This window comes from Bradyrhizobium sp. Leo78 (assembly GCF_059512425.1).
This window is the reverse complement of record NZ_JCAMOT010000001.1, coordinates 133,733-146,624: the sequence shown is the minus strand read 5'-3', so window position 1 is coordinate 146,624 and position 12,892 is coordinate 133,733. Positions and strand designations below refer to the sequence as shown.

Below are 12,892 nucleotides of genomic sequence, written 5' to 3'. Positions count from 1 at the left end.
CTTGAGTACCGACCCTAAACCGCGGTCCGGTGCCGCTCGATGCAGATCCGCAAGACTTCATCCATCGGGCGGCTCCACCAGTCGTTGGAAAAGATCTCGATCTCCGAATAGCCCGCATACCCTTGTGCTTCGACCGCCACGCGCACCGACTTGATGTCGATCACGCCGTCGCCCATCATGCCGCGGTCGTTGAGGATGTCCTTGGTCGGCACCAGCCAGTCGCAGACATGGAACGCAAGCAACCGGTCCTTGCCCGCACGTGCGATCTGGCCCATCAACTCCGGATCCCACCAGATGTGATAGACATCGAGCGCGACGCCGAGCATGCCGCTGCGCTGCGGGTCCAGCGTGTCGCAGATATCAAGCGCCTGCCTGGTCGTGTTCACGCAGGCGCGGTCGCCGGCATAGGCCGGGTGCAGCGGCTCGATTGCAAGCGGCAGCTTTGCCCCTCTCGCATATTCCAGCATCTCGGCGATGCCGTCATGCACCTGCGTGCGCGCTGCCGCTATGTCCTTCGAGGCCGCGCTGCCCGGCCGCGAATATTGCGGCAGGCCGCCGACCACAAGGACGATGCAGGAGGCGCCGAGCGCAGCGGCCTCATCGACCGCGCGGCGGTTGTCGTCGCGCGCGTCAAGCCGATGCGCAGCGTCGGCAACGAACATGCCGCCGCGGCAATAGCCCGACAATTCGAGCCCCGCGTCGCGCACCGCGCGCACAGCGCGATCGAGGCCGACGGCCGCGACCTGATCGCGCCAGGGATCGATGGCGCGGATGCCGTGGCGCGCGCAGGCTTCGATGATCTCGACCAGGTTGCCCTGGTTGCGGACCGTCGCCGTGTTCAGCGACAGCCAGCGGTGATCGGAAGAAAAATCGCGCATCAGGGCTCAACGCCGCGCGTTGCCAGCACCGTCTTCATCCGCCGCGTCGCCAATTCCGGATTGGCGAGCAGACCCGCAGCATCGGCGAGGCGGAACAGTTCGGCGAGATGCAGCGTCGAGCGCGTGCTCTCCTGCCCGCCGATCATGGTGAAGTGATCCTGGTGACCGTTGAGATAGGCCATGAACACGATGCCGGTCTTGTAGAAGCGCGTCGGCGCCTTGAAGATGTGGCGCGACAGCGGCACCGTCGGCCCCAGCACGTCGTGGAAGCCGGCTTCATCGCCCGCGGCCAATCGCGACAGCGCATAGGATGCAGCCGGAGCGATCGCATCGAAGATGCCGAGCAGCGCGTGCGAGAAGCCTTGCTCGTCGCCGGCGATCAGTTCGGCATAGTTGAAGTCGTCTCCGGTATACATCTTGACGCGCGGATCGAGCCTCCGGCGCATGTCGATCTCGCGCTGCTTGTCGAGCAACGAAACCTTGACGCCGTCGACCTTGCCTGCGTGAGCGTTGATGATGGCAACCGCGGTGTCCATCGCCTTGTCGAGATCGCTCGTACCCCAATAGCCCGCAAGCGCCGGATCGAACATATCGCCGAGCCAGTGGATGATCACGGGCTCGCGGACCTGCGACAGCACGCGTCCGTAGACTTTGGCGTAGTCGTCCGCACTCCGCCCGAGCTTTGCCAACGCCCGCGAGCACATAAGGATGATGCGGCCACCGACCTTCTCGATCGCGGCGATCTGCTCCTCATAGGCGCGGATCACATCGTCCAGCGTCCTGGCGTCCTCCACCGCGAGGTGGTCGCTGCCAGCGCCGGAAAACACCAGCGCATTGCCTTTGGCCTTCGCCGCGCTCACCGAGCGCCGGATCAACTCCAGCGAGGTATTCCAGTCCAGTCCCATGCCGCGCTGCGCGGTGTCCATCGCCTCCGCGATGCCCAGTCCCAGATCCCAGACATGTTCGCGGAACGCGATCGTCCTGTCCCAGTCGACCGCGGCGGTCAGCCACGGATCGACATCGGCGCGCGGGTCGGCGACGACATGCGCCGCCGAGAACGCGACGCGGTTCAGCGTTCCCTCGAGCTTGGCGGGAAAGGTCCGCGACGCCGCGAGACGATAGGTCTCGAGGCCGCCGCCGGAGGTCGGCAGTTTCAGGGAGAGCGAAGAGATCGGCGGGACGAGCCTGTTCATGATCCTGTCCTCACAGCCTGATCGGTTCGACGTCGATCCAGCGCCGCTCCTTCCAGCTCCGAAGCGCGCATTCGGCGAGCTGCACGCCCTTGGCGCCTTCGAGCAGCGTGTATTTGTAGGGCGCGTCCTCGCAGACGTGGCGGATAAACATCTCCCACTGCTCCTTGAAGCCGTTGTCGTAGACGGCATTCTCAGGCAGCTTCTGCCAGTCGGCATAAAAATCGTGCAGCCGCTTCTCATCCGGATTCCACACCGGCCGCGGCGTCGCCTGCCGCGCCTGGATCACGCAGTCGGTGAGCCCCGCCACAGCCGAGCCATGGGTGCCGTCGACCTGGAAGGTGACGAGGTCGTCGCGATAGACGCGCGTCACCCAGCTCATGTTGATATGCGCGATCACGCCGCCCTTGAGCTGGAACGTCGCATAGGCGGAATCGTCGGCGGTGGCCTTGTAGGCCTTGCCCTTCTCGTCATAGCGCTCGGGGATATCGGTCGTGCCGAGGCAGGAGATGCTCTGCACCTCGCCGAAAAGGTTGTCGAGCACGTAGCGCCAGTGGCACACCATGTCGAGGATGATGCCGCCGCCGTCCTCAGCGCGGTAATTCCACGACGGCCGCTGCGCTTCCTGCCAGCCGCCCTCAAACACCCAGTAGCCGAACTCGCCGCGCACCGAGAGCATGCGGCCGAAGAAGCCGGAGTCGCGCAGGAAGGCGAGCTTCTTCAAGCCCGGCAGGAACAGCTTGTCCTGCACCGTGCCGTGCTTGAGGCCCTTGGCGTTGGCGAGCTTCACCACCGCGATCGCCTCTTCCAGATTGGTCGCGATCGGCTTCTCGCAATAGACATGCTTGCCGGCATTGATCGCCTTGGCCAGCAGCGAGGGCCGCGCCTGGGTGGTCGCAGCGTCGAAGAACACCGTGTCGTTGGGATCCGCCAGCGCCTTGTCCAGGTCGGTGGTGACCCGCGCGATATCGAAGCGCTTGGCAAGCGCGCCGACCTTTTCGGCGTCGCGGCCGACCAGGATCGGATCGGGCATGATGCGGTCGCCATTCGACAGCAGCACTCCGCCTTGGTTGCGGATCGCGACGATCGAGCGGATCAGATGCTGGTTGAGCCCCATCCGGCCTGTGACGCCGTTCATGATCAGGCCGAGACGTTTGGTGGTCATAATGCTTGCTCCTGCAGAATTCTTGCTATTGGCGGCGCCAGCGGCGACAGGGTGGACCAGTCCGGATGCACTGATGTGGCAAAGCCCGGCGTCGTCAGCGATCCCGTCATGAGATCGCCGTCATGGATAGCGAGGCGCACTTTGCGGTCGCGGACGTAGAGATCGGGATGCGCCGACAGGAATGCCTCTGCCTCGGCAGTGGGCGTCTCGGCAAAGCCGTCGACATAGTGATGCCCGTTGCGCTCGGCATGGGTGACGCCGATCAGCGCGCCGAGCGCGAGGTCCTGCTGCACGGCAAGCCCCGCCTGGCAGGTCAGGTCCTCGCCGCTGACGAAAAACGCATCGCCATCCGCGCTCCATTTCGCCGCGCGCGTCGCGTTGACGATCGACTTGTAGAGGCCCTTGCAGGATTTCGAGGAGATGCCGCGATAGCCGAGCGCCCGCGCCGCCGGAAACGCATCGTAGGAATCATCGGCCTCGTCAATGATGAAGCCACCTTTAGCCAGCGCGCCGAGCGGCGAGGCCTTGGTGATGTCGCGCGGCATCGGCTGCTCGATATAGAGCAGCTTTGCAGCGATCGGCTGCATTGCGTGATCGCGGTCGAGGCGGTCGACCAGAGTGGCGAGCGCCGCAAGGTCGGCATATTGCTCGTTGGCATCGAGCGTAACCTCGTAGTCGTAAGGAAGCGTCGCCAGCTCATTGCCGATCCGGATCAGCCGCGCCGCATCATGTTCGGGATCGCCGTTGAGCTTGAGCTTGAAATAGCGCGCGCCGGCGTTTTCCCTTGCGTCGGCAACACCGCCCTCGCCTTCGATCTTGTCGTCGAGACCAACGGTGTGCCGGATCGCGACCCGCTCAAGCCGCTTGCGCCCGGCGAGGAAAGCCGCGATTTCACCGTCAGCCAGATCGGGCGATAGCCGTGCATCGATGCCGGCAACGTTCTGCGCCATGCCGTCGAAGAAATTGACGCCGACGGAGCGGAGCAGCGCATCCAGGATCGCCTTGTCGATTTCCGCCGGTCCATAGGCTGCCGCCAACGGTGGAATGTCCTCGCGTGCGCACGCCGCGACTTGCGCGCCGATGCAGGCCGCATGCAGGCCGAACGCGGTGTCAAAACCGGAATGGGCGAGATAGAACTCGCGCGCGATCAAGAGCGACTGCCGCAGCTCCTGCACCGTTTCGTCCGGCGTAAGCTCTGGCCGCTTGTCGAACCATTTCGGCACAAGGAATTCGGCGCTCGCACCTAGCGCCCGGCTCTTCCCCTCCACCTCGATCTCCACCCGCACGAAGGCTTGGGGAGTCGCATTGACCACGACCGCGCCGAAGCGGAACGGCCGGGCAAAGCTAACCGGACGTTCGAACAGGGCAATATCTCGGACAACGAGACGGGGCGGCATCAGCTTCAAACCTCGGCAGTCTGATGCATTTTGGACGAACGGATCCGCGGGCCCCCACCTCTCCCCAGCGGGGAGAGGTCGAATTGCGAAGCAATTCGGGTGAGGGGGCTCAAGTCCCTCGATAGAGCACTCCCCCTCACCCGGAACGCATCTATCGATGCGTTCCGACCTCTCCCCGCTGGGGAGAGGTGGGAGGATGCCGCGCCAGGGTGACTCGATCCCTGCATGTCCTAGTCCAGCGATCCCTGGGTGAAGAAGTGCTTGCGGATGCGCTGCACCAGCTCGGTGAAGACCGGATCGGACATTGCATCCAGCGAGCGCGGCCGCGGCAGCGGCACGTCGTAGATCGCCGCAATCGCGCCGGGACGCTCGGTCATCACGAGCACGCGGTCGGCAAGGAAAACCGCCTCGGGAATCGAGTGCGTGATCAAGAGCACCGTCTTGCCGGTCTCGCGCTGGATCCGCATCAGCTCGACATTCATGCGCTCGCGCGTCATCGCGTCCAGCGCGCCGAACGGCTCGTCCATCAGCATGATCTTCGGGTCATGCACCAGCGCGCGGCAGATCGAGGCACGCTGCTGCATGCCGCCGGAGAGCTGCCACGGCAGCTTCTTCTCGAAGCCTTCGAGGCCGACCAGCTTCAGAAGCTCCTTCGCGCGCGGCAGGTATTTTTCCCGCGGCAGCTTCTTCATGTCGATCGGCAGCATCACGTTGGAGAGGATGTTCCGCCACGGCAGCAGCAGCGCATGCTGGAAGACGATGCCGACATTGCCGTGCGGCTTCGTCACAGGCTCGCCCTCGACCAGGATCTCGCCCGTCGTCGGCGGCAGCAGCCCGGAGATCATCTTCAGCAAGGTTGACTTGCCGCAGCCGGACGGGCCGACCACGACGAAGAATTCACCCTGGTTGATGTGGAAATCGAGCGGCCGCAACGACGGCACATCGCCGTCGCGCGAGCGGTAGGTCTTGGAGACTCCGGACAGCTTGATGCCGGACGTCTCGGCGGCGGCACGGTCGGACACCAGCCGCAGATGCGCGGCTGGTTGATCCACCTGGCTCTGTGTCGCCGGCTTCATTGCAGGTGCTTTCACGAGTCGCCCTTCGGCAGATAGTCGTTAGTGTAGAAGGCCTTCGGATTGTCCTTGGCCTTGGCATCGAGCCCGCCATATTCGACCATGAGGTCGACGGAGTCTTTCATGTTCTGGTCGGTGACCTGGAACGGCCGCTTGGTCTTGGTTTCATCGGTGCGATAGAGCGGGATCGTCAGTTCAAAGCCCTGCGTCAGCGTGTCGATCTTGCCGCCCTTGGGGTTGGCATCGAGGATCGACTGCGCCGCTGCCTTCGGCTCCTTCTCGGCGGCTTCCACCGCCTTGGTCGTCGCCGACATGAAGCGGCGAACGAGATCGGCATTCGCCTTGACATAGTCGCTGTTGGCGATGATGCCCGAGGAGACCAGATGGATACCGTAATCGGCGAACTTGATCGGATAGACGTCCTTGCCGGTGGCGTCCTTGATCTTCATCGACTGGTCCATGACATAGCCGAGCAACATATCGGCCTGACCGTTGATGACCGCATTCAGCTTGGTCTGGCCGTCGCCGGCAACCGTCTGGAAGTCGCTCTCCTTCAGGCCGGTCTTCTTCAGGAACAGCGGCCAAATCTGCGTCATAGAATCCGCCGGCGTGATCGCAACCGTCTTGCCCTTGATATCCTCTGGCTTCCTGATGTTCTTGTCGACGAAGCCCATCGCCGACATCGGGCTGGTCTGCAGGAGTACGCCGGTCGCGATGACGGGCGCGCCCTTCACCGCCGCGCGCATCATGGTGGGAATGTCGACGTAACCGAAATTGGCGGTCTTGGCGGCCACCGCCTGCGTGGTCGCGGCCGAGCCGCGGCCTTCCTGGATCTCGAGATCGATGCCCTCGGCGGCATAGATGCCCTTGGCCTTGCCGTAATAGAACGGCGCGTGCTCGCCATAGACATACCAGTTGAGCATCAGCACCACCTTGTCGGCGGCCGATGCCGGAAGCACCGACATCGCCGTCCAGGTCAGCGTCGCCAAGACCACAGCTATCAATCGCATCTTGTTCTCCTCCCTCTCCCCGTCATTGCGGGCGAAACCTTTTGTTGTTGTCCTTCCGGATAACTCACGAAGCGAAAATAATGTCCTCGCGCTGGCTGACATGCCAGGGAATAACCAGGCGTTCGATGCGGTCGACGATCCAGAACAGGATGACGCCGAGCAGCGCCAGGATCACCAGCGCGGCGAACATCGTGGGCAGGTCAAAGGTTCCGATCGAGCGCTGCATCACATAGCCGATGCCGGAATTGGAGCCGACAAACTCGCCGACGACGGCACCAACCACCGCCAGCGTAACCGACACTTTCAGGCCGGAGAAGATCGCGGGCATCGCATGCGGCAGGTTGACAGCACGGAACACCTGGAAGCGGCTGCCCTGCATCGCACGCGCGAGATCGACCATATCAGGGTCAACAGACTTGAATCCCTGCACCGCCGAGACCACCACCGGGAAGAAGCCGAGCAGGAACGCCGAGATCACTTTGGGGATGATGCCGAACCCGAACCAGACCACGAACAGCGGCGCGATCGCGATCTTCGGCACGGACTGCGAGAACACCAGAAGCGGATAGACATAACTCTCCACCGTCCTCGACCCCGCGATCAGCATCGCGACGGGAATGCCGAACAGTGCCGACAACAGGAAACCACAGACCGTCGCATAGGTCGTCGGCCACGACTGCCGCAGCAGCTCCGGCCAGTCCGTCTGCAGCACGGCGACGACGTCGCCCGGCGACGGGATCTGGTAGGCGGGAATGTGGAACAGGCGGATGGCGAGGTCCCACGCCGCCACAATGAACACCAGAAACAGAAATGGGCGCACCCACGCCGCATTCAGCAGCCTCGACAGGCCACCCGCTTCCTTGCTCTCCGCCACGTTCCGCTTCCCTGCTTGACCGTTTCTAGCACCGGAAATTAACCCGTTGGATAAATACTGTCCAGCCCGATTTCGCGCGGCATTTTGAGCGCATTTGGTCGTCATGCCCGGGTTCGACCCGGGCATCCACGCCTTATGGACTTGGAAAAACGCGGATGGCCGGGTCAAGCCCGGCCATGACGACGCGATGCAACAATTGCGCGTTTCGCTAAACCGCCTGCTGCGCGGTCACCTGCAGCTTCGGCGCCTTGGTCTTGCCGAACGCTGCGATCGACTTCCCCGTCAGCGCCGCCAGCACCAGTGCAATCATGTGCTCCAGCCGTTCGTCGCGGGCGTCCTTCGACAAGAGATCACGGCCGAAGATCACGCTCAGCGTCGCGCTGTTGGAAAGATAGAAGAAGGCAAGCGCGGCGATCGAGATATAGAGTTGCACCGGATCGACCGCGGCGCGGAAATCGCCGCTCTTCACGCCGCGTGTGACCACCGTGCGGATCATCTCGACGAACGGCGAATGCATCGATTTGACCTTGGTCGAACGCTTCAAATGCCGCGCTTTCGCAAGATTCTCGGTATTCAGCAGCGCCAGGAATTCCGGATTGCGGATGAAATAGTTCCAGGTGAAATCGATCAGCCGCGCGATCGCCTCCGGCGGCTCGAGATGTTCGAGATCAAGCCCGCGTTCTTCGGCGCGGATCTTCTCATAGGCGCCTTCGAGCACCTCTAGGTAGAGGTCCTCCTTGTTGCCGACGTGGTAATAGAGCATGCGCTTGTTGGCGCCGGCCTTCTTGGCGATGCTGTCGACGCGCGCGCCGGCGAGCCCATGAGTGGCGAACTCGGCCTTCGCCGCCTCCAGGATGCGCAGCCGCATCCCCTCGGGGTCACGCTGCCACTTCAGAACTCGCTTTGCCTTGGCCAATCGGATCGCTCAATTCAGTCGGAATGTTGGATGTAGCACGCCCGACGGCGTTTGAGAATGAATCACGCATGCCCGCCAGCCGTCATTCCGGGGCGCGCGTACGCGCGAACCCGGAATCCATCTGGCCACAGCGCAGGCGGCGACATGGATTCCGGGTTCGTCCTTCGGACGCCCCGGAATGACGGCATCGTTCCGGGCTTTGCCCCGGACGACAACGGCGGCAGGCGTGAGTGAATCGCTACGCAGATGCAAGCGGCGACGGCTGCACGAGCAGCGTCGGCACGCTGCAGGTACCGGTACGCACGGTCATCACGCGCGTGCCCGGCTTGCGGCCGGTGCGGATTTCGGAGACGTCGACGCCGGCGGCAACGAGCCGCGCATGGGTGGCATCGATGTCGGTGACGCGCCAGCAGATGCCGCGCAGGCGGTCGGGTGCATCGGCCTCCGTCTTGCCGGGCTTGTGCGCGACCTCGACGATCAAATCGCCGCAGCGGAAGAACATCAGCCGGCCCCAATCTGCGTGCGAACGATCGAGCGCCATGTCGAGGCCGAGGCGGGCGCCATAGAGCGCGGCGGCGCGTTCGGGATCGGCGGTCGCAACCACCACGTGATCCATCGCGGTGATGCCCGCGGGCTGGGTGCGGACCGAGAGCGGGCGCTCCAGCTCCCGCTCGAGGAAGAACATCCGCACCCCGCGCGTCGCATCGGTGGCGGCGCGGGTGCGCTTCCAGGACAACGTCGCGCCGGAGATATCGTCCTGGCTCTCCACCTCCGAGACCGGCTCCGGCCGCAGCGTCAGCCGCTCCAGCCTGCGATGCATCTTTTCGATATCGTTGGTGCGGAAGCACAGGCTCGCTAACCCCTCGCCCTGCGATGCCAACACGGCGCGAATCCGGCCCGCATTCTCGCCCTCGCCGCTCGGCGCCATCAATTCCACCGATGTGTTGTCCAGCGTGAACAGCACCCGCGCCGCGCCGTCGCTGACGTTCTTCCACGCCGGCGAGCGTGCGAACAGCGTCTCATGAGCCGCCGTCGCCGCCTCGATATCGCCGGTGAGGACGACGATATGGTCGAGCGCGGTGATCATGGGAACAGCCCCCGCGTGTTCTTGGCGGCACGGACTTTCTCCACACCGATCGCCATCGCCGCGGTGCGATGCGGGATGTTGTCCGTCTTCGCGCGCTTCAACATCGTCTCGAATGCGCGGTCGAGGATCTGGTATTCGCGTCGCATCACCTCCTCCTCTTCCCAAAACAATTGCTGCAGATCCTGCACCCATTCGAAGTAGCTAACCACCACGCCACCGGAATTGCAGAGGATATCGGGAATGAGGAATATTTCATCTCGACGCTTGTCCAGGACAAGATCGGCCTCCGGCGTGGTCGGACCGTTGGCGCCTTCCGCCAGCACGCGGCACCTGAGCTTGCCGGCGACGCGAGCGTCGATCACGCGCTCCATCGCGGCCGGCACCAGCACGTCGCAGGGCAGCGTCAGGACCTCGGCGGGATCGAAATGCAGTTCGTTGGAGAAGCCCGCGATGCTGCCATGGAGCTGCGCATGGTGCATCAGCGCCGGGATGTCGAGGCCCTTCTCGTCATAGAGCGCGCCGGTGTGGTCGGAGACCGCTGTTATCTTGAGGCCGTAGTGATGCAACTCCAGCGCGGCATAGGAACCGACATTACCGAAGCCCTGGACTACGGCGGTGGCGCCGGAGAGATTGATCCCAAGCTCCTTCAGCACTCGCCTGGCGAGATAGGCGACGCCGCGGCCGGTCGCCTCGCGCCGGCCGAGCGTGCCGCCGGAAGAAACCGGCTTTCCCGTGACGATCTCGGTCACAGTCTGGCCCTGGTACATCGAGTAGGTATCCATGAACCAGGCCATCACCTGTTCATTAGTGCCCATGTCCGGTGCCATCACATCGGTGTGCGGGCCGACGAAGGGAATCATCTCCTGCATGTAGCGCCGCGACAGCGACTCCAGTTCACGCTTGGAGATCTGCGTCACATCGACATTGACCCCGCCCTTGGCGCCGCCATAGGGAAGACCGACAAGAGCGCATTTCCAGCTCATCCAGATCGCGAGTGCGGCGACCTCGCCGATATCGACCGAGGGCGCAAAGCGGGTGCCGCCTTTGGTCGGGCCCATGGTGAGATGGTGCTGGACGCGATAGCCCTCGAACACCGCCACCGTGCCGTCATCGCGGTGGATCGGGCACGAGACCGTAACCGAGCGTTTCGGCATCAGCAGCCGGTCGCGCTCGTCCATGGGGATTTCGAGATGGTTGGCGATCACGTTGAACTGGTTCGCCGCCATCTCGAACACCGGCCCGGAATATACGGTCATCGCCCTACCCCCTTTGTATTGCAACCAGGAACTCAGGACAGCCACCGTCCGTTATCGGACGGCATGCTGGCAAACGCGGGAACGGTGGTAGTCCGCTCACTTGGCCATCTCAAGCCGCAAAGACGGCATGGTTGCGAATAATTTCGGCGAACGCACATAATATCCGGTGCTAAGCTGAAGCTGCCGCCGGGACCACCCATCACCTCACGACGGAAAACGAATGCAGGCCCTCTTCATCGGACAGACCTATATCGACGTCACCTTCATCACCGACCATCTGCCGACCGGCGACGAGAAACATGTGGCCGACGCCTATGCGGTCTCCTTCGGCGGCAATGCCGTCACTGCGGCATTTTGCTGCGCCAAGCTCGGCATCGTGCCGGACCTGATCGCCACGATGGCGAATGATTGGCTCGGGCGGATGTTCTGGGACATGGCCGCGAAGTACGGAATCTCCGTCCATCCGCGCAAGGTCAACTCATCCTCGCTGTCCTTCATCATGCCGAAGGATGGCAAGCGCGCCATCGTCCGCTGCCGCGACGACGAGCATATTCATCCCTTCCCGCTGTTGAACCTGAAGGGCTGCCGCGCGCTGCATATCGACGGCCACCAGCCGGACGCTGCCATTCATTATGCAAAGCTTTGCCGCGAGGATGACATCCTGACCTCGCTCGACGGCGGCGGCCTGCGCACCAACACCCATGAGCTATTGGAATATATCGACGTCGCGATCGTCGCCGAGCGCCTCTGCGAGCAGATGGACCTGACGCCGGAAAAGATGCTCGATTATCTCAAGGGCCGCGGCTGCCGGGTTGGCGGAGTGACGCAGGGCGAGAAGGGCCTGCTCTGGTATGACGAAGCCGGCGTGGTCCGCACCACGCCTGCGCTGCCGATCCCGCGCGAGCGCGTGATCGACACCAACGGCGCCGGCGATGTGTTCCATGGCGCCTATATCTATTCCTATCTCGCGCATCCCGGCAAAACCTGGAGCGATCATTTCGAGTTCGCGCGCGCGGCGTCGACCTACAAGATCCAGAAGCTCGGCAACGAGGCTGGCCTGCCGACGCTTACCGACATCGAGGCGGTGAAGCGGGAGTTCCAGATCAACGCGTAAGGGAGCGCTCTTGGCATGCGGCGGCTTTTCGTCGCCGGCAGCATCAACATGGATGTGGTCGCAACCGCCGAGCGTCACCCGCGCGTCGGCGAAACCGTTGCGGGCAGCGCTGTGCTCTATTTCCCCGGCGGCAAAGGCGCCAACCAGGCCGTCGCCGCCGCCAAGCTCGGCGCGCCAACCACGCTGATCGGCCGGCTGGGCAAGGACGCTTTCGGAGAGCAGTTGCGGACGTTCCTCGCAGCCCAAGGCGTCGACCTCAGCTTCGTCAAGGACACGCCCGAGGCGCATACGGGCACCGCGATCATCACCGTCGCGGATGCGGATAACACCATCGTCGTGGTGCCCGGCGCGAATGCGCTGGTCGATGCCGACGACGTCGCAATGCCCGTGCTGGCAAAGGGCGACATTGCGGTGAGCCAGTTCGAAATCCCGCAGGCGGCTATCACCGCCTTCTTCAAGAGCGCCCGGGCCGCCGGCGCCACCACGGTCCTCAATCCCGCACCGGCCAGGAAATTCGACGGCGAATTGCTCGACCTCGTCGATATTCTCGTCCTCAACGAAACCGAACTCGGCTTGCTGACGGGACGCGAGCTGCGCGACAACGACGATTACACCCGCTTTATCGATGCCGCCCATTCATTGGCGGGAAGCGACAGAATCATCTGCGTCACGCTCGGCAAACGCGGCGTGCTAGCGCTGGTCAAAGATGAGCCGCTGATCGTGGCCGGGCGCGAGGTCAAGACGATCGACACCACGGGCGCCGGCGATTGCTTCGTCGGCGCACTGGCCTCGCAACTCGCCGGCGGAAACAATCTTCGTGATGCGCTGGGTTACGCCAACGCCGCCGCATCCATCTGCGTGCAACGAATGGGCGCCGCGCCATCGATGCCGACTGCGGCGGAGGTTGCGAATATACTCAACACGTAGGGTGG

The 12,892-nt window shown here is 63.6% G+C and carries 12 protein-coding genes; 2 read left to right on the top strand and 10 right to left on the bottom strand.

What is annotated here, in order from left to right; translation table 11 throughout:
• Nucleotides 1-14 precede the first annotated feature (14 nt).
• The 10 genes from AC5ZG1_RS00640 to AC5ZG1_RS00595 form a co-directional block, all read right to left on the bottom strand.
• The gene (locus tag AC5ZG1_RS00640; RefSeq protein ID WP_496131706.1) at nucleotides 15-878 is read right to left on the bottom strand and encodes a sugar phosphate isomerase/epimerase family protein; all 864 of its coding nucleotides are present in this window, start codon (nucleotides 876-878) and stop codon (nucleotides 15-17) included.
• Nucleotides 878-2,071, bottom strand: coding sequence for a dihydrodipicolinate synthase family protein (locus tag AC5ZG1_RS00635; protein WP_496131705.1), 1,194 nt, complete (start codon nucleotides 2,069-2,071; stop codon nucleotides 878-880). The genes AC5ZG1_RS00640 and AC5ZG1_RS00635 overlap by 1 nt, the downstream gene beginning before the upstream one ends.
• A gap of 10 nt (nucleotides 2,072-2,081) precedes the next feature.
• Nucleotides 2,082-3,233: a Gfo/Idh/MocA family protein gene (locus AC5ZG1_RS00630; protein WP_474418877.1), complete on the bottom strand. Its 1,152-nt coding sequence runs from the start codon at nucleotides 3,231-3,233 to the stop codon at nucleotides 2,082-2,084.
• On the bottom strand, nucleotides 3,230-4,630 hold the full coding sequence (locus AC5ZG1_RS00625; RefSeq protein ID WP_496131704.1) for a hypothetical protein: 1,401 nt from the start codon (nucleotides 4,628-4,630) through the stop codon (nucleotides 3,230-3,232). The genes AC5ZG1_RS00630 and AC5ZG1_RS00625 overlap by 4 nt, the downstream gene beginning before the upstream one ends.
• Before the next feature lie 230 nt (nucleotides 4,631-4,860).
• A complete protein-coding gene (locus tag AC5ZG1_RS00620; protein WP_474418895.1) occupies nucleotides 4,861-5,706 on the bottom strand; it encodes an ABC transporter ATP-binding protein in 846 nt (281 codons plus the stop codon).
• A gap of 11 nt (nucleotides 5,707-5,717) precedes the next feature.
• Entirely contained in the window at nucleotides 5,718-6,713 is a 996-nt protein-coding gene (locus AC5ZG1_RS00615; protein WP_051396830.1) for an ABC transporter substrate-binding protein, read from the bottom strand.
• Nucleotides 6,714-6,777: 64 nt separating this feature from the next.
• Nucleotides 6,778-7,587, bottom strand: coding sequence for an ABC transporter permease (locus AC5ZG1_RS00610; RefSeq protein WP_028165017.1), 810 nt, complete (start codon nucleotides 7,585-7,587; stop codon nucleotides 6,778-6,780).
• Between the two features lie 208 nt (nucleotides 7,588-7,795).
• Nucleotides 7,796-8,503: a TetR/AcrR family transcriptional regulator gene (locus AC5ZG1_RS00605; protein WP_496131703.1), complete on the bottom strand. Its 708-nt coding sequence runs from the start codon at nucleotides 8,501-8,503 to the stop codon at nucleotides 7,796-7,798.
• A 238-nt stretch (nucleotides 8,504-8,741) separates the two neighbouring features.
• Entirely contained in the window at nucleotides 8,742-9,590 is an 849-nt protein-coding gene (locus AC5ZG1_RS00600; RefSeq protein ID WP_496131702.1) for a VOC family protein, read from the bottom strand.
• The gene (locus tag AC5ZG1_RS00595) at nucleotides 9,587-10,846 is read right to left on the bottom strand and encodes a Glu/Leu/Phe/Val family dehydrogenase (protein WP_028165020.1); all 1,260 of its coding nucleotides are present in this window, start codon (nucleotides 10,844-10,846) and stop codon (nucleotides 9,587-9,589) included. The genes AC5ZG1_RS00600 and AC5ZG1_RS00595 overlap by 4 nt, the downstream gene beginning before the upstream one ends.
• 220 nt (nucleotides 10,847-11,066) lie before the next feature.
• Between AC5ZG1_RS00595 and AC5ZG1_RS00590 the strand changes: the two genes are divergently transcribed.
• On the top strand, nucleotides 11,067-11,960 hold the full coding sequence (locus AC5ZG1_RS00590) for a sugar kinase (protein ID WP_496131701.1): 894 nt from the start codon (nucleotides 11,067-11,069) through the stop codon (nucleotides 11,958-11,960).
• 15 nt (nucleotides 11,961-11,975) lie between these two features.
• Entirely contained in the window at nucleotides 11,976-12,887 is a 912-nt protein-coding gene (gene rbsK, locus AC5ZG1_RS00585; protein WP_496131700.1) for a ribokinase, read from the top strand.
• Nucleotides 12,888-12,892 lie beyond the last annotated feature (5 nt).